Origin of the sequence: Lactiplantibacillus sp. ME-2 (genome assembly GCF_022549155.1) — a bacterium.
GTDB lineage: Bacteria > Bacillota > Bacilli > Lactobacillales > Lactobacillaceae > Lactiplantibacillus > Lactiplantibacillus plantarum.
In genome coordinates this window covers 35,290-53,536 of record NZ_JAKZEQ010000025.1, presented here as the reverse complement: position 1 = coordinate 53,536, position 18,247 = coordinate 35,290, and the positions used below count along the sequence as shown (strand labels likewise).

At 46.2% G+C, this 18,247-nt stretch carries 14 protein-coding genes; all 14 read right to left on the bottom strand.

Going from position 1 to position 18,247, the window contains the following annotated elements; genetic code table 11:
- A partial coding sequence (locus tag MMY95_RS10135; protein WP_241277628.1) for a KxYKxGKxW signal peptide domain-containing protein occupies window positions 1-4,654 on the bottom strand: 4,654 nt, incomplete at its 3' end.
- Between the two features lie 628 nt (window positions 4,655-5,282).
- Window positions 5,283-5,603, bottom strand: a complete 321-nt coding sequence (locus MMY95_RS10130) for a bacteriocin immunity protein (protein ID WP_003640386.1) — start codon at window positions 5,601-5,603, stop codon at window positions 5,283-5,285.
- A gap of 435 nt (window positions 5,604-6,038) precedes the next feature.
- Window positions 6,039-6,395, bottom strand: coding sequence for a 50S ribosomal protein L19 (gene rplS / locus MMY95_RS10125; protein WP_003640385.1), 357 nt, complete (start codon window positions 6,393-6,395; stop codon window positions 6,039-6,041).
- A 157-nt stretch (window positions 6,396-6,552) separates the two neighbouring features.
- Window positions 6,553-7,293: a tRNA (guanosine(37)-N1)-methyltransferase TrmD gene (trmD, locus tag MMY95_RS10120; RefSeq protein ID WP_087509322.1), complete on the bottom strand. Its 741-nt coding sequence runs from the start codon at window positions 7,291-7,293 to the stop codon at window positions 6,553-6,555.
- Window positions 7,293-7,817, bottom strand: coding sequence for a ribosome maturation factor RimM (gene rimM, locus MMY95_RS10115; RefSeq protein WP_003640383.1), 525 nt, complete (start codon window positions 7,815-7,817; stop codon window positions 7,293-7,295). The genes trmD and rimM overlap by 1 nt, the downstream gene beginning before the upstream one ends.
- Before the next feature lie 160 nt (window positions 7,818-7,977).
- A complete protein-coding gene (locus MMY95_RS10110; RefSeq protein WP_003640382.1) occupies window positions 7,978-8,235 on the bottom strand; it encodes a KH domain-containing protein in 258 nt (85 codons plus the stop codon).
- Window positions 8,236-8,252: 17 nt separating this feature from the next.
- The gene (gene rpsP, locus MMY95_RS10105) at window positions 8,253-8,525 is read right to left on the bottom strand and encodes a 30S ribosomal protein S16 (RefSeq protein WP_003638633.1); all 273 of its coding nucleotides are present in this window, start codon (window positions 8,523-8,525) and stop codon (window positions 8,253-8,255) included.
- Window positions 8,526-8,621: 96 nt separating this feature from the next.
- The gene (gene ffh / locus MMY95_RS10100; protein WP_011101484.1) at window positions 8,622-10,076 is read right to left on the bottom strand and encodes a signal recognition particle protein; all 1,455 of its coding nucleotides are present in this window, start codon (window positions 10,074-10,076) and stop codon (window positions 8,622-8,624) included.
- Between the two features lie 22 nt (window positions 10,077-10,098).
- Window positions 10,099-10,446 carry a putative DNA-binding protein gene (locus tag MMY95_RS10095; protein WP_003640380.1) on the bottom strand — a complete coding sequence of 116 codons (348 nt, stop codon included), beginning with the start codon at window positions 10,444-10,446 and terminating at the stop codon, window positions 10,099-10,101.
- A gap of 177 nt (window positions 10,447-10,623) precedes the next feature.
- Entirely contained in the window at window positions 10,624-12,162 is a 1,539-nt protein-coding gene (gene ftsY / locus MMY95_RS10090) for a signal recognition particle-docking protein FtsY (protein WP_003640379.1), read from the bottom strand.
- An 18-nt stretch (window positions 12,163-12,180) separates the two neighbouring features.
- On the bottom strand, window positions 12,181-15,738 hold the full coding sequence (smc, locus tag MMY95_RS10085) for a chromosome segregation protein SMC (RefSeq protein ID WP_021355950.1): 3,558 nt from the start codon (window positions 15,736-15,738) through the stop codon (window positions 12,181-12,183).
- Window positions 15,739-15,768: 30 nt separating this feature from the next.
- Complete coding sequence (rnc, locus tag MMY95_RS10080; RefSeq protein WP_003640377.1) at window positions 15,769-16,464, bottom strand: ribonuclease III; 696 nt, start codon at window positions 16,462-16,464, stop codon at window positions 15,769-15,771.
- Between the two features lie 416 nt (window positions 16,465-16,880).
- Window positions 16,881-17,126, bottom strand: a complete 246-nt coding sequence (gene acpP / locus MMY95_RS10075) for an acyl carrier protein (protein ID WP_003640376.1) — start codon at window positions 17,124-17,126, stop codon at window positions 16,881-16,883.
- A 38-nt stretch (window positions 17,127-17,164) separates the two neighbouring features.
- Complete coding sequence (gene plsX, locus MMY95_RS10070) at window positions 17,165-18,211, bottom strand: phosphate acyltransferase PlsX (RefSeq protein ID WP_003644323.1); 1,047 nt, start codon at window positions 18,209-18,211, stop codon at window positions 17,165-17,167.
- Between the last annotated feature and the right edge of the window lie 36 nt (window positions 18,212-18,247).

Sequence of the window (18,247 nt, the reverse complement as noted above, 5' to 3'; positions counted from 1 at the left end):
CCGTGGCTAACTTATGCTTCAGTGTCACGGTATAAGTTTTGGCAAAATTATCGACATCGAACAGCATCCCCGATACGGGATAATTATCACGTACCAGTTCATAACCGTTTTTAACATAACCTGCAATGGTTTCAGCGGTCCGATAATTGGATTGTGTCCGATAGCCACCAGTCAAATTGGCCGTAGCGATCGTTTTCCCCGTCGTGACATCCACATAAGTGACCGTTGCTTTTTCAGGTTTGGCCGCATAGGTGACGACCACCTGTGTGTCTGAATCTGTATTAGCAACTGAATCACGACCAGCAACCTGTGTTTTATCAGCTGTATAGCCAATAATAACGGGTGACGTCACGGTGGTATAACGACCAGTAGCTGAAGTCCCATCCAGCCAATCAGTATAAACTACGGTAGGCTCAACTTCATCAATCGTGGCATCCCGATTAAACGTAATCAGTTGAACGCTGTCAGTGCCAGCCGAAGCCCCATTTTGATACCGATACTTAATCGTTTGACTAACTTGTTTCGTCAGATCTTGAGCGGTCGTTCCTACTGGATATTTCGGTCCGTCTGGATTGTCTGGATCAATTGGTTGGCCCGGCGTACCCGGATTCTCTGGTGTAACCGTGGCTAACTTATGCTTCAGTGTCACGGTATAAGTTTTGGCAAAATTATCGACGTCGAACACCGCCCCTGAAGTGGGATAGTTATCACGTACGAGTTGATAGCCATTCTTGACATAGCTCGCAATCGTTTCAGCCGTCCGGTAACTGGACGTAGTCTGATAGTCACCAGTCAAGCTTTTTATAGCGAGCGTTTTACCCGTAGTGACGTCTACATACGTGACCGTGGCGTTCTCTGGCTTAGCCTGATACGTGACCACGATGTTCGTGTCAGCATCCGCATTGTGCACCTCGTCATTACCCGCAATACGCGTTGAATCAGCAACATAGCCTTTAATTTCCGGTGAATCGACTGGCATGTAACGACCAGTCGTTGCCGTACCAGTCAACCAATCGGTATAAGTTAGCTTATTGTTAACCTCATCGACCGTCACGCTGCGCTTGAAAGTGATTGTTTGCGTATTAGCGTCGGCAGCAGTACTTTTATCCTGATACTGATAGTGAATGGTTTGATCAACTTGCTTAATCAAGTCTTGCACAGCCGTACCCGCTGGATATGTGGGTCCGTTTGGATTATCAGGGTCGATCGGCTCGCCTGGCGTACCCGGGTTCTCTGGGGTGAGCGGCAGGAGTTTATGTTGCAATTTGACAGTATAAGCCTGAGTACTTCCGTCTTTATCAAACACAGCACCGGATGTTGGATAATCATCACTGACCAGTTCATAGCCCATATTAAGGTACTGAGCGATTCGATCTGCTGTCCGATAATTCGAGACGGTCTGATAATCACCAGTTATCGGATCTGTCGTCAGCACCGCTCCCGTTGTCGTATCTTCATAGGTCACCGTGGCTTTTTCAGGATTAGCCTGATAATAAACTTGTACATCTGGACTGAGATCCGTCCCACTCACCGTATCACGACCCGCAACACTGGTTGGGTCAGCCGTATAACCAGTAATCGAAGGTGAATCAACAGCCTCAAAACGACCAGTCATGGTCCCATCATCAGTCAACCAATCCGTGTAGACGACTGTGCCATTAACTTCATCCACCGTGACGTTACGACTAAAATTAACCGCTTGAACATTGTTCGGTTTAGCAGTGCGACCATCCTTGTATAAATACTGAATGGTTTGACTGACTTGCTCAGTTAAATCCTCAAAGTCAGTCCCCACTGGATATGTGGGTCCGTTTGGATTATCGGGGTCGATCGGCTCGCCTGGCGTACCCGGATTATCTGGCGTGCGTGTTACAAATTTATGAACAAGTGTAACCTGGTACTTTTGAACACTGCCGTCATGGTCATAGATCACCCCGGCTGTTGGATAGTCATCACGGTACAATTGATAGCCCGCATTCTCATATGCGGCAATCGTATCAGCTGTCCGATACGCATCCGTTGTCCCGTACGCTCCTTGTAAGGGTTCCGTCTTAATAACCTTGTTATCAGTTTGGTCAAAATACGCTACGATCGCCGTTTCAGTCTTGGCCAAATAACGATACGTCACGGTACCGCCCTGATCAGTTAACGTGCCATTATAGGCTAGTCCAGTATTGGGTGCTAACACATAGCCCGTCTTGGGTTTGGCTGCCGTCGTGTAGGTCAAATAGTCCGTGGCCGTTGCGTCCGTAGCATGTGTCGCCGTACCAGTTTCCGAAGCATCTACCTGAGTCTCACCATTAGCATCTACATGTTCGTAGAGGTACTTAACCGCAATATCACCAATTGTCAAGGTGCCAGGAATGACTGAAATGGTATAGTTTTTATTCACCGAATCATCAGCATCAGGAGTGGCCGTAATTGTCTTAGTTCCAACCGCACTCATGCCGTTGGTCACACGATACTTTAAGGTCTCACCATTAACTGTCCCAGTAACCACCGCCGCCAAATTCTTTTGCGTCCCATCCGACCAATAAATCTTGTTGGGAATCGTAATTGTTGCTTTGGCTGGATCAATTGTCAGCGTTCCATTGACATACGAAATTTTATAATTACTGGTATCGGCTGCCGTAGTCCCAGTCATTGCATAAGTGCCGACCGTAGTATAAGTCGTCGCACCACTGCCATCTGCTGCAACTGCGGTAAATGCTAACTGACCATAATTGGTCCCGCTAGTAACAGTGGCAGTCGTGCCATGTGATCGGCCGTCATAAACTGCATTATCATCCTTGACCGTGACTGTCAGATCTGCTGGCGTGATCACCAACGTCCCATCCGTCGTGGTAACGGTATAGTTTTTAGCCAAAATCGCCGCTTGCGTGGGATCCGCTAACGCGTATGTCAGGTCGTCATAGGTACCGACGTTCGTGTCAGTCGTCGTGGTAAAGTCAAAATGATCATACACGGTTCCAGTCGTTACGGATGTCCCCTGAGGCTTGCCATTATAGGTCACTGTACCACTAGCTATCTTTAACTCGAGACCAGCAGCCTGCACCGCACCAGTCGTGGTGAAAACGGCCGCATCATCCAGAATATAATTCGACCCCAGCGCAGCTTGAACTGCCTTCCGACCAGCGTCATTAAGGGTGATTGCATATTTGCCAGTGTCCGCACCGGTCAAGTTAGTTTCGGTGCCTTGATACGTATAAGTAAAATCTGCCAACGTTAAAACACGTTGACCGACCTTGCCGGCTACGCCTGGTTTAGCATCGCCGATTTCGCCGTTACTAATTTGAAGGATATTTTGCTTTGTTGCATTTTTAACGGTGACTACCGGCAACATTGTCAATGATCCCGTATACAACTGTGAAGGCCGAAGTATAATTAGCCCATTCTTACCAGTGGTGGCTGTGATTTTTACAGGGACAATGTTAATTGTAAAGGTATAATCGGAGGCCCCAGTCGAAAAGGTTGGGACAAAGTCATCCAAATCACTGGTCGAGGTATCGTAAGCATTATAGTCTTGCATAACCCGGCTCATCCCAGCTTTACCCGCTGCATTGATCGTCACTGAGTAACTACCAATTTGGTCGAGCGTTGAAAAGTCCGTATCTCCGGAATATTTCGTGACCTGCCCATGTTCATCCGTATACACAACATCAACGTAATCATTGACATCAGCAGAGTCCAGAAAAAGTGCATATAGCAAATTGACCTTGTTGCCGTTTACATCTTCTAAGTAATTGCCCGCTGCATCTTGAATGTAGTAGGCGACGTCGTTAGCCGGCGTCTCATCTGGAGAACTAATATGAGATTCTAGATCCGCCAGCGACGCCTCGCCATAGTCCATCGACACGGTCCCCGTAGTTACTAACGATACGGTCGGCTTCGTTTCAGCTTCACTGGTGATAGCTGAAACCGCCTGTACTGTAGACTTAGTGACCGGCGTGTTTGCTGACCTGCTCGCTAGCGCACCCGTCAATGGGAGTGCCCGACTTGTCACTGCAGTCGTAATGGTCGGTGCTTCAGCAGTAGGTATGCTGGCTGTTTTCCCAGTTTCCGTACGCGTTTGGCTAGCTGTCGTAGCATCAGTGAGATCATTTGCCACTGATGAACTTGTCGTCTCAGTGTTTAGCACATCTGTGTCAGCACTCGTAGTAGCCGTTTTAGTTGCGGATGCTGATGTGGCTTCCTTGTCAGTAGATTTACTGGTGACACTTGGTGCACTAGCACTTGCGCCATCAGTACTTGATATACTAGCACTTGAGTCAGCGCGACTTGAAGCAGTACCGACTTCGGCAGCTGGCTTCGTAGCTGCTGTCGACTGACGATTACTGGAAGCTGATGTTGCCCCAGTTGAATCAGTAGCAGCTTTTGCATCCTGAGTCGCGGTCTTAGTAGCTGTCGCCGTACTAGCTGATTTTAGTACGACGGCATTGCTCGGTTCTGCCATGTCGGAACTAACGCTAGCGCTATTGTCGGCCGTGTCAACCCCCGTACCCGTTGCGGCTTTCACTTGTTCAACTTGGCTAAAAGTCAAACCGATGCCAACTGAAAATACTGTGATACTAGCAGCCACCCAGCGCCGCCCCGATTTATAAAGCTTATAATGAGACTTACTTTCCAATCCCAACCTATTTAAACGATTCCGCATAATTCTGCCTCCAAAGTTCAACCGTACCTGGAGCAATCAAGTTATTTAGCTGAGTAATATTTGGTGCGTTTCGTACCGTGCCGAAACGATTGTGTTAATCATCAAACCATCACCTAATTGACCCCTTCAATCATTAGTATACGTTCAAATAAGTTGAAATAACAAGTGCATAACAAAAAATAGACGAAATTATTTTTGAGATTATTTAATTGTAGTATCAGTTCACGCTATAACACTGCATTAAAATACTGATATAACCAACATATTGACACACTTATTTTGAATCTGGCTCATCCGCATCCCAGTTCGGTACTTATCAAACAATGTATAGCATTTGTTCTACGGCTGAAATCGTTTACCAGCTATTTAGCAGCACCAAACAATTTTTATCGCCCGCCAACCACATCACCTAATATTGTTAAGACGCGCAGATCATGAACTGTTTTTCCACACCAAAAAGCCCCTCTGAATGGGTTTCATTCAAAGGGGCACGGACATGCCGCACGATGTTCTCATTTAAGCTGTTATCAATACACTTCCGATGACGCCCGGCCGCTTACGTTCAAAAACCATCGTCAGCCGACTGGAGACGGTCTGGTTTCGCTAGTAACTTCATCACTGACACACCCTAATCTAAATAGGTACTATGCATCCCAATATAGCCTAAATTCGTTCCCATTGGTTTGGCCGCGACTAATATTGGATAAATCTGATCATAAAAGTTTGAAGCAGCCTTCGAGAGGCCCTTGTTGCGTAGCGCCTCCATTTGAAAACTGACCACTAATTTATTTAACACAGCAATTGAATAGCGATGATGCTCCAAATCGGCTTTGGCCATCAACCCGATCTTACGTTCACGGTCGGTAAGATTAGGGTCGAGAACGAAGTCAACCAATTGACTCAATAACGCCTGTTCATCGACCTGATGTTTCCCCGTACGTCCAAACATCGGCTTTCACCTAACTCTCTTTTATTTTATCGTGCTCGCTTTGAGCAATCTCCCGTTTAGTTAACCCGGCCGCCAGCTTAGCACTAGTTATACACGTCAGGTACGCGACAACCCTGTTCAAATAAATCAGTTTAGTCTGATATCAAGTGATTCATATTCAGCTAATTGACGCATCCCAAGAAGCATTGCGTACTCGTATTACTATCATAATACTTCAAATTAGGAATTACGAGCTATCTCGTAAGATTGTTAAATTATAAATCCAAGCACAGCATGCTCACATTGTGAACCGACCTAAATTGGTCGATGATTTGACGATTGAGCGTGTCACTAACTTCGCCAATAAAAAAAGCTAGCTAATCATTAAAAATGATTAACTAGCTTTCCATCATCAGCTCAGCCTAAGCTGCAACCGATGACTGTTGACGTTGTGATTTAGCCACGACGACGTTCTGGGATCCGAGCAGCCTTACCATGTAAGTTACGTAAGTAGTATAACTTGGCACGACGTACACGACCTTGACGAACGACATCAATTGCGGCAACGCGTGGTGTGTGTAATGGGAATGTCCGTTCCACACCAACACCGTTACTGATCTTACGAACAGTATAAGTTTCGCTGATACCGGAACCATGGCGCTTGATAACAACACCTTCAAATAATTGGATCCGTTCGCGAGTACCTTCAACAACTCGTGCATGAACACGAACTGTGTCTCCAGCACGAAAATCAGGGATGTCCGTACGAAGTTGTTCATTGGTGATCTTTTCGATCAATTGGTTTTGACGCATAATGTATTTCTTCCTTTCGCCGACATTCGTGACAACCTGGTCAGCGGAACATCGTTAATGGGCACAATAGCCAATAAACAGAATACCATATTCGAGGGTGGGCACGCAAGTTTTTTTGAACTCTTCACGACTAACTTGTCCTAATTAACGGCATAGCCTACACTTCCGACTCATCCGCCTTGATATCTGCTAACATCTGTTTAGCTTTTCCTGACAATGATAGCCCCGTCAACATGTCCGGGCGCCGTTTATAGGTCCGTTTCAGTGCCTGTTCTAAGCGCCAATCATCAATTTTTCCATGATCACCACTCAGTAAGATATCTGGTACCTTCATACCACGAAAATCAGCAGGACGCGTATATTGTGGGTATTCCAGGAGACCGCTCGAAAAAGAATCCCCCGGAGCCGATTCCGAATTACCAAGCACACCTGGTAAGAGCCGCACCGTCGCATCAATCATGACCATTGCACCCAGTTCACCACCAGTTAAAACGTAATCACCTAGCGAGACTTCATCGGTGACTAATGACCGAATCCGCTCATCATAACCCTCATAGTGGCCGCAAATAAAGGTCAAATGTTCTTCCTGAGCAAAGTCTTCAGCAACGTGTTGATTGAACTGGACTCCCGCCGGATCCAATAAGATCACGCGACCGGGTGCCGGGTGTTTTTCCTGAACGCTGGCCAAAGCATCAAAAATCGGTTGTGGTTGGAGTAACATGCCCGCACCACCACCATACGGATAATCATCCACATGGTTATGCTTGTCGGTCGTAAAATCCCGAAAATTAGTGACATCAACATTGATGACGTCATTTTCAATGGCATTGCCAATCATCGACTCATGAAGCGGCCCCGCAAACATCTCTGGAAACAGGCTTAAAATATCGATTTGCATTAATCAATCAGCCCTTCCATTAGTTCAACAGTCACCACGCCCGCATCCAAGTCAACATCTTTAATGACCTGGGGAATCTTAGGTAGTAAGACGTCAGACTGACCATGATCCCGTTTGACCACCCAAACATCATTCGCACCAGGTGACAGAATCTCTTTAATAGTCCCTAAAGGCTCGTCAGCGGTCGTCACAACTTGTAGGCCGACAATCTGGTGATAGTAGTACTCACCCGCTGGCAAGGCATGTAATGCTTCAGCAGGAACTTTGATCGTCCACCCCTTATAGCGCTCCACATCATTGATGTTATCGAGCCCTTCAAAGGTAAGAAAGTACAGCCCCTTTTGCTCACGGGCCTTCGCGATTTTGACAGTAATCCCGCCAGTCGTTTCATCTGGGGTTTTAAATAAACTCAATTGTTGCCCTACTTTAAAGCGTTCTTCTGGAAAATCAGTCACGACAACGACTTTCACTTCACCACGAATGCCGTGGGTGTTAACTAGGGTGCCAACACGATAGTAATCCATTAGCTTCCTCCTCTTAATTAGCTTGATTGTTATTCGTTTTAAATGTCATCAACATGTTACAACTAATCTACTCAACGACGGTCATCGAGATACTTTGACTCGTCCTCAAAAACCGGAACAAGATATAAAAAAACTCTTAAACAAAACATCACTGCTTCGCTCAAGAGTTTTTTTGTTGTCCGTCTTCGATCGTAAGCCGGACACGTTTAGGTCCTGAAACTCGGACACTATACACAATTGTCCGAATTGCCGAAGCAACCCGTCCCTGCCGACCAATGACCCGGCCGATATCTTCAGGATTAACCGTTAAGTTGTATTCAAGATAACGCGTGGTTTCCTTAAAATCAACTTTAATATCGTCTGGATATTGAACTAACGGGGTGACAACCGTGGTGATTAAAGCTTTAATATCTGCCATGATCTATTACCGCTTTATTATTTAGTGAACTTAGCTTCGTGGTACTTCTTCATGATACCGGCCTTAGATAAGATATTCTTAACCGTATCTGAAGGTTGGGCACCATTGTTCAACCAACCGAGGATATCTTCCTCTTCAAGTTTAACTTGGGCTGGTTCTGTAAGTGGGTTGTATGTGCCGACTTGGGCGATAAAACGACCATCACGTGGTGAACGTGAATCTGCGACAACAATCCGGTAAAATGGATTTTTCTTAGAACCCATCCGCTTTAGACGAATCTTGACTGACATTTAAACACCTCCCGAATTCTTTAACAGGTAATAATATACCAGTAAATCAATAGCTTGTAAAGGACTTTTTCTTGACAGGCTAAAAAAACTTATAAATTAGCGTTTGCGACGCCGCATTGCTTTGGCTAAGCGCTTTTGTTTTTTCTTCTTAGTTTGACGAACCATTCGCTTCATGGCCATTTGTTGCATCTTACCACCGATACCGCCACCGCCATTGGCACCACCCATGAGACCTTCCATACCAGCAAAGTTCCCTTTGGACATTTGATTCATCATCTTTTTGGTCTGGTTGAATTGCTTGATCATCCGGTTGACTTCATGAATTGGCCGCCCGGAACCAGCCGCAATCCGTCGACGCCGAGATGGGTTCAACAAATCCGGATCTGCTTTTTCGGCATTGGTCATCGAATAAACGATTGCCCGGATATGGGCAATGTCTTTCGGGTCCATGTTGATATTTTTCATCGCTGGATTGTTAGCCATGCCGGGAATCATCTTCATGATATCTTCCATGTTCCCCATCTTGTCAACTTGGTCTAATTGGTCGATAAAGTCATTGAAGTCAAAAGTGTTTTCCTGAATCTTCAGGTTCATTTCTTCGGCTTGTTTTTCGTCATATTGCTGTTGCGCCTTTTCAATCAGCGTCAGCATATCACCCATGCCAAGAATCCGATCCGCCATCCGGTCTGGATGGAAGACATCAAGATCAGTCATCTTTTCGCCTTGACCGACAAACTTGATTGGCTTACCAGTGACGGCCCGAATTGATAGTGCAGCCCCACCACGAGTATCACCATCTAACTTCGTCAAGACGACCCCGGTCACATCCAGCTTATCGTTAAAGCCCTCCGCCGTATTAACGGCGTTTTGACCAGTCATCGCATCGATCACTAACAAAATTTCGTCAGGATGAACGAGATCTTTAATATTGGCCAACTCGTTCATCAACTGCTCATCGATTTGTAATCGACCAGCCGTATCAATAAACACGTAATCATTGTGGTTTTCTTTCGCCTGTGCCATCCCTTGACGCACAATCTCAACGGGATCGACATCGGTTCCTAGTTGGAAGACTGGAACGTCGATTTGGCGACCAACTTGTTGCAATTGTTCAATCGCGGCTGGCCGGTAAACGTCGGCCGCAATCATTAATGGTCGGGCATCCTGTTCGTTCTTTAATTTGAGGGCTAATTTTCCGACCGTCGTCGTTTTCCCGGCCCCTTGGAGCCCAGCCATCATGATGACCGTTGGAATCTTCGGCGATTTGTTCAGTGGAACTGCCTTTTCACCCATTGTTTTCGTTAATTCTTCATCAACGATTTTAACGATTTGTTGGGCTGGATTTAAACCTTCCAGCACCTTTGCGCCGAGCGCACGTTCGCGAACCGTTTTAACAAAATCCTTGACCACCGTAAAGTTAACGTCGGCTTCAAGTAATGCTAACCGAATTTCACGCATGGTTGCTCGAAGATCACTTTCCGAAATCTTCCCCTTGCGCCGTAAATTGGTCATTGCTTTTTGTAAACGTTCCGTTAGGCCTTCAAATGCCATTAGTGTCACCTAACCTTTATTATTATTCTGAGTCAGCTTCCAAGTTGACTAGTTGTTGAATCATCTTAATTAACTGGGTATCCCCATGGTAATTTTGCTTAATATAGTCAGAGATCGCGTCAACTTCGTGATTACGTTCCACAAAGTCGTGGTAGAGATGCAGCTTAGCCTCATAACCTTCTAAAATCTTTTCGGTCCGCTTGATGTTATCATAGACGGCCTGGCGCGAAACTGAGAACTCCGCTGCAATCTCGCCTAAGGAATAGTCATCAGCGTAGTACAGTTGAATATAGGCTTTTTGCTTATTCGTTAATAACGGTTCATAAAACTCGAATAACGAATTGATTCGATAATTTTTTTCAATTTCCATGTGGGGACTCCTCACGCTTATCATACAGACTACACACTAAATAAGAGTACCGATTTTATCGCCATTCGTCAACTATCAGTCGCTATTTGTGGTAAAAATAAATGGTAATCGTCCTCGTGCTGAGAACAATTACCATTTCGTTAACTGGCTTTCAATTTAAGACCATCATCAACTGATTTAACCCGTGATAATATCTTTAAATAACCCGTAGACAAAGTCATTGGCATTGAATGGTCGTAAATCAGTCACCTTTTCACCTAAACCAACGTACTTTACAGCAAGATGCAATTCATTACGAATAGCTAAGACGATCCCACCACGTGCCGTACCATCAAGTTTAGTTAACACAATCCCACTGACATCCGTCGACTGTTTAAACAATTTGGCTTGGTTCAGCGCGTTTTGCCCAGTCGTGGCATCCAGCACCAGTAAGACCTCGTGTGGTGCATCAGGGATTTCACGGGTGATGACCCGCTTGATCTTTTCCAATTCATTCATCAAGTTGACTTTGTTTTGAAGCCGACCAGCAGTGTCCACAAAGAGCACGTCATAATCTTCGGCCTTAGCCTTCTTAACCGCGTCAAAGCAAACGGCCGCTGGATCACTTTTTTCGGCCTTAGCGACCACGTCAACCCCGTCTCGTTGCCCCCAGACTTGCAACTGCTGGATTGCACCAGCTCTAAACGTATCACAAGCCGCCAACAAGACCTTCTTGCCTTGCTGCTTGTACATGTTCGCCATCTTACCGATTGTAGTGGTCTTACCAGCACCATTGACCCCGACAAATAAAATAACGGTTGGACCACTCTTAGCCATGTGAATCGAGTTATCCTCGCCTTCACCAGCTTCACCGTACATATCAACGAGCTTTTCGACGATGACGCTTGAGATTTCTTTCTTGCTCTTCGCGTTCTTTAATTTAACTTCGTCACGTAGCTCGTCACTAATTCGCATCGCGGTCTCATAACCCACATCAGATTCAATCAGCGTATCTTCCAAATCATCGAAGAACGCTTCGTCGACATGGCGGAAATTAGCCAAGAAGGCATTGATACGATCACCAAACGTTTTCCGCGACTTTTTCAGTCCTTCATCATAACGTTCTGCCTCAGTTGGCTCCGGCTCAGCCGATTCCGAATCAGCCGCCGCATTAACAGTCGGTGCGGCGGATTCAGTCGCAGTCGTCGCTGATGACTTGACTGCTGGCGCCGTACTGGCTACTGATTCTGACATAGCATTGCCTTCAACTACCGCATCAGACTTAGTCGCTAACGCCACGTCGCTCGCGGCCGCTTGACTAACTTGTGCCGCACTCGCACTTAATGCAGCTAGTGACTGGGCAACCATTGCACTGGCTGTGAGTGGCGCTTCCGACACCGTCGCCGATTGCAGTGATGCTTGTGAACCAGACTGTGCACTCACTGCCGCCGTGCTATCGGCCGGGGCTTCACTAGTAGCTGCCGATTTTACTGTCGCTGGTTCGTCCGCAGTGCTTGTCGCTTCGCTTACGGCTGTACTGGACACCGGTGTCGCAGTTGATTCAGTTGTTGCGCCCTCCGAGCGAGCTGGCTGTTGTGACGAAGGGGCCCGGTCGTCACTGACCGGTGCGTTAGCTTGACTTGTCGTTGCTGGCGCTTCACTGGCAGCTGACGTTGTTTGAGCGTCATCTGATTCTGGTAAACTAAACGCTTTTTTTAACCGACTAAATAGTCCCATCTTCAACACTTCCTTTAATTATTTTTGTTCATCTTTTAAATCTGCCAAGGAGACTGAGACCATCTTGGAGACACCTGACTCTTCCATGGTTACCCCATAAAGTACGTCAGCGTGCATCATTGTTCCTTTTCGATGAGTAATGATCACAAACTGCGTTCCCGTTTGAAAATCATTCAAATACTGACTGAACCGATCCACGTTGGCATCGTCTAACGCAGCTTCGGCTTCATCTAAGATACTGAATGGCACGGGGCGCACTGCTAAAATGGCAAATAATAACGTAATAGCCGTTAACGCCCGTTCCCCACCAGAAAGTAAGCTTAATCGCTGAAATTTTTTGCCCGGTGGCTGGGCCATGATATCAACCCCACTGGTCAATAAATGTTCTGGGTCGGTCAAGATCAATTCAGCCTTACCGCCGCCAAACATCTGTTCAAAAATCGTACTAAATTCGCTAGCGACTTGATCAAATGCCGTTTTAAAGCGGGTGGCAACGGTCGTATCCAAATCAGCCATTGTTTGCAGTAAGTGTTCCTTGGCTTCAGTTAAATCGGAAGCTTGGTTATTGAGAAAGTCAAAGCGTTCCTTGACCCGCTCGAATTCGTCAATCGCGCCGAGGTTTACCGTTCCAATCTCATCCAAGCCCCGTTTAAGCAGTTTCAACTGTTCTGTAATCGCAGGTAACGCTAAGTCACTGACGTCAGCTTGTGCTGCGGCAACTGTCAACTGGTACTTTTCAGCCAGATCAGCCGTGGCGTGGTCGACTTCGCCAGTCAATTTTGTTTGGCTTAATTCCAAGCGACGGTAATCATCCGTTGCGGCCGCTGCGAGTTGTTGCAACCGAACTTGCTGGGTCGATAATTCTTCAACCTGATCATTAAGCGTTGCTAGCTGTTGTTCACACGTTTTCCGTTGTTCTTCAACCGCAGCCTGTTTAGCCTTAGCTGTTTTCAAGACCGTATCGCGTTCTGCGACCGACATTTGCTGGCTCGCTAACGTTGTTTTAATTGCTGTTAAATCCGCTTGAATTTGCTTTTTCGTCTCTTCATTTTGCGCCAAGGTCGCCTGACATTGTTCTAATTGTCGTTGCGTTTGTTTCACGTGTTCCTGCAACGTAATCAGTTGTTCACGCTGGGCTTGTAATTTCGTCGTTTGAGTCTGTTGATAACTTTCGTAATCCGTTTGCTGTTGTTGGACTGTTTTCATTTGGTCCTGATAGTCTTTAAGCTTAGCCGCATTAGCCGCTTGCGCTTGTTGATTACGAGCCACTAAGTCTTCATAGCTATCATCAGCTTGCGTCTGTTGCTGCTCATAAGTTAAAGCCTTAACTTGACGACTTAGCTGCGTTTGCTCGCTCTGTGCCGCCTGTAACTGGGCCTGTGTCTGACTAAGGCGATCCTTAAGTTCACTTAGTTGTTGGCGGGTCGTTTCAACCTGAACCGTCAAGTCTTGGTTAGCTTTTTTAAGGTCTGCTAGCCCTTGTTCATAGGTTACTAATTCAGACTGCATCTGGGCAACGTTAGCTGCAATTTTTTCCGCGGATTGTTGCTGTTGGAGTAGCCCATTATCATCATGGCGAGTCGCACCACCGGTGATGGCCCCACTGGCCGCAATCGTTTCACCATCAATGGTTACCAATTTGCACCGAAAACGTCTGCTCCGTGAAATTGCCATCGCGTGGTCTAGCGTGTCCACAATCGCCGTTGTTCCTAACAAGTAACGTTTGATTGCCGTCAATCGTGATTCACAATCGACCAACTCGCTAGCCACGCCCAACACACCAGGTTGTTGTGATAAATCGCGCTCAGTGTTAACGGGAAGTTGACGAGCCGTGATCCGCTCGATAGGCAAAAAGGTTGCCCGACCGGCGTGATTTTGTTTTAAGAAATTAACAACAGTTTTAGCCGTCTGTTGTGTGTCACAAACAATATTTTGCAACTGTCCGCCCAGTGCAACTTCGACCGCCTTAGTATACTGATCAGGAACGGTCAGGAGTTCTGAAACGGCCCCGGCAACGCCACTAAACTGTTGGCGATGTTGTAAGACCATTCGAACGCCCGCATAAAAGTTCGTATAGCGTTCCTGAACAGCTTGCAACGCCTCTAGCCGTGACTTTTCACGCTGCATCAAGCCAGCCGCGTCTAACCAACGTTGCTGTTGCTCGTCGATCCGCTCTGCATTCGTTTTTACTTGGGCTTGTTGGGCTGTTAGCGTGGCCTGCTGCTGACTGACTTGGTTTTCTAAATCACGTTGCTCACGATTGTGCACGTCCACGGTCGTCTGCACCCGTTTCAAGTTAGCCTGAGCCTGAGCTAGCCGTTCTGCTAACGCTGTGCTCTGACTGCCAGACTGTTGATGTTGCTTAACGAGGTTCTTCGCTTCGTTATTCAGTTCAGCCTGAACTTGTTTTTCATCAATATAAGCATTGCGTAATTTTTCCAGCTCATCAGCCAACTGCTGACGGCCGGCCGCACTCGTTGCCGTCGTTAACTCGGCAACTTGCGCTTTGACTGCCTTAACTTGGGCTTGCTGCTCAGATAATGTTTGTTCTAATTGGGTTTGTTGCTCGGTTTGCGTCGCAATCTGTTGCTCAGTTGCGGTCAAACTGGCCGTCAGCCGTTCCTGCTCAGACTGTTGGTTTTGCCGCCGTTCAGCGTCAACCCCTTGTTGTCCTTGCGTGTTTTCGATGGTCTTAATCAGCTCAAGATTTTGTGCTACCAGCTCATCTTTTTGCTTTAATTGAGCTGTCTGCTGGGTTTTTAAATTAGCTAGCTTGGTTGCACCAGCATCAACTTGTTGCTGATACTTAGCCACTAACGCCTTGGCACTAGCTAACTTTTCATTGACACCTTGTAGTTGATCACGAGCAATCGTCAACTTCTTAACGAGCCGCGAACGGTCCAAATAATCAAATTTTTGTTTTTGATCTTGATAATCCCGGGCAAGACTCGCCTGTTCTTCCAACGGCCCCTTTTGCTGATTCAATTCAGCAATGATATCGTTCACGCGGTCTAAATAATCCGTCGTTTCCGCTAATTTATTCTCCGTCGTGAACTTGTCCTTTTTGTACTTTAAGACCCCAGCGACATCTTCGATAATGCTGCGGCGCTCTTCTGGTTTCGCATTAAAGACCGCCTCAACACGACCTTGAGAAATCACTGAAAATGAGTCTTTTCCCAGACCAGTATCAATCATCAAATTCGTAATATCTTTCAACCTGCAACTCTGATTATTAATTAAATAATCGCTGTCACCGTTACGAAAGAGTTTCCGCGTAATACTAACTTCTGCGTAATCCAAAGGTAAAAAGTGGTCACTGTTATCAAACGTGATCGTGACTTTAGCCATATTCAACGGTTTTCGATTAGCCGAGCCGGCAAAAATGACGTCGGTCATCTTAGTGCCGCGTAAACTTTTGACGGCCTGTTCTCCGAGGACCCAGCGAATAGCTTCAATAATGTTACTCTTACCACTACCGTTTGGGCCGACAATCCCCGTCATTCCGGCTTGAAAATCAATTTTGGTTTTATCAGCAAATGATTTAAATCCGCTGATTTCTAATGATTTAAGTTGCATTCGACACAAACTTCCTGTAATTATTAATGGTTACTTTTGCTGTAATTGTGAATAAGCTTGCCGAGCAGCGCTCTGTTCGGCTTCCTTCTTGGAATGCCCCCAGCCCTCACCGATTTTTTGACCATCGGCAAGTACGGCAATCTCATAAGACCGCTCATTGGCTGGACCATCTTGTTCAATTAATTGATAGTCGATTGCGACATCGCCATCCCGTTGCAAGTATTCTTGCAAGGTCGTCTTATAATCAAAAACGCCATCAAAACGACCCTCATCCAGCTTAGGAAAAATTACTTGATGAACGAACTTCAAAACAGGTTCCCGTCCTTGATCCAGGTACAGTGCCCCGACAAATGATTCAAAAATATCACATAAAAGTGAATCTCGTTCCCAAGCATGCGCTTTTTGTTCGCCCTTGCCTAACCGGATGTACTGAGGAAAGTCACATTCACGGGCAAAGCTTGCAAAACTTTCTTCACAAACCATGGCGGCCCGTAAACGAGTCAACTTACCTTGGGGCATGTCTTTATAACGTTTGTATAAATATTCGGACACCACTAACTCCAAGACGGCATCCCCCAAAAATTCGACCCGTTCGTAATACTTCAACTGTTGGTCCTGATGTTCATTGACATACGAGGCTTGTGTAAACGCCTCCGCCAATAAATCGGGATCGTTAAACACAATGCCAAACCGTTCCTTCAACATTGCAGCTAATTCTGTAATCATTTGAAACTTCCTTTCGTTATCATTCTATCGACTAACCCCATTGGATCAGCCAGTTATCACAATCTGTTACTGGTGGTGCCTAACTTAGCATGAATCATTATTTAAGGTGGTCATTCATCTGCCGTTCGAGTGCTTCCGACATGTATTCAGTGCTACTCTTACACGCAATGTTCAGTTTCACCCAGCCGTGGCAATCGACCGTGGATGATCAGAAGCCAACAATATAGAAACACAAGTTAAAAGTCCGCTTAAGTAAGGATTCATCTGATAATCAGTCAGTCAACAGGTCACACATTGCATATCATAGCATTATACTATGATTTAGTGGTCAATAACAATGATATCGGTACTTTCGTAGTCAGACAAGCAAAAACAGGTAACCATGTTGGCTACCTGTTTTTGCTTGGTCAATTAACTTATTTTGCTTGGTGCGCTGCCACGTAATCGACGACTTCGCCGACCGTTGACAATTTTTCGGCATCTTCGTCTGAGATTTCGCTACCAAAGGTGTCTTCTAATTCCAGTACAAACTCAACAAAATCGATGGAATCAGCATCCAAATCGGTTTGCAAGTTCATTTCGTTGGTAATCGTTGCTTTATCAACTTCGAACCGATCAGCAATGATATCCGCAATTTTATCGAAAATTTCTTCTTTCGTCATGTAAAGATCCCTCACTAACTTGAATTCACTAAAGTATTCTAATCGTTTTCAGCAGGAATGTCTACACTTGCTTGCTGATTAGCTTGTTGATTAGCAAAATATTCCGCAACTCCTGGGACGATATCCGTACTGACCATCTGGCGAATTTGACGGATAGTATTCACGATTGTTGGCGCTTTGCTGGAACCGTGCGTCTTAACGACCGGCGCCTTCAATCCTAGTAAGACCGCGCCACCGTACTGAGAATAGTCCATTTGAGACCGGATTTCATTAAACCCATTTTTAAGCAATAGGCCGCCTAACTTGCCACTGATACCGGTGTTATAGACGGCATCTTTCACTAAACCGAGCATGGAACGCGCCGTACCTTCAATGCTCTTCAAAACGGCATTACCCGTAAAACCATCCGTTACGACGACATCAGCAACCCCGTTCAACAAGTCCCGGGATTCAACATTACCGACAAAATTGATACCGTCAGTCTGTGACAAGAGTTCAAACGCTGCCTTATGGACCTTATTTCCCTTGTCGTCTTCCGTCCCGTTGTTGAGTAAGGCGACCCGTGGATGCTTAGCTTGCATCATCCGTTCTGCATAGTACGTCCCTAACACACCGTATTGTTGCAAGTTCAGTGGCTTACTATCAGCATTAGCACCAATATCCATCATCACAAAGTTCGATTGGTTAGCATTGCGTACCACTGGCAATACCGTCACTAATCCCGGTCGGTCGATGCCCTTGATCCGGCCCACGATAAATAACCCGGCTGCCAGAACGGCCCCCGAATTACCGGCAGAAAAGAAGGCGTCCGCCTGACCATCCTTCACGGCCTGAGCCGCCATTACGATTGATGAATGCTTCTTACGGCGAACGGCACGTACGGGTTCATCCTCCATCGTAATAACTTCATCAGCATTGATGATTTGAATCCGATCACGGTTCTTCAGTTGCGCGTTAATCACGTCGCGTTGACCATATAATAAAAAGACCGTATCCTCAAACAAATCACGAGCCTGCTCGACCCCCTCGATCACAGCGTTAGGGGCGTAATCGCCACCCATGGCATCAATCGCAATTTTAATCATTGTGTCACCATTCCTCTCATCACAGTACTGTATTTA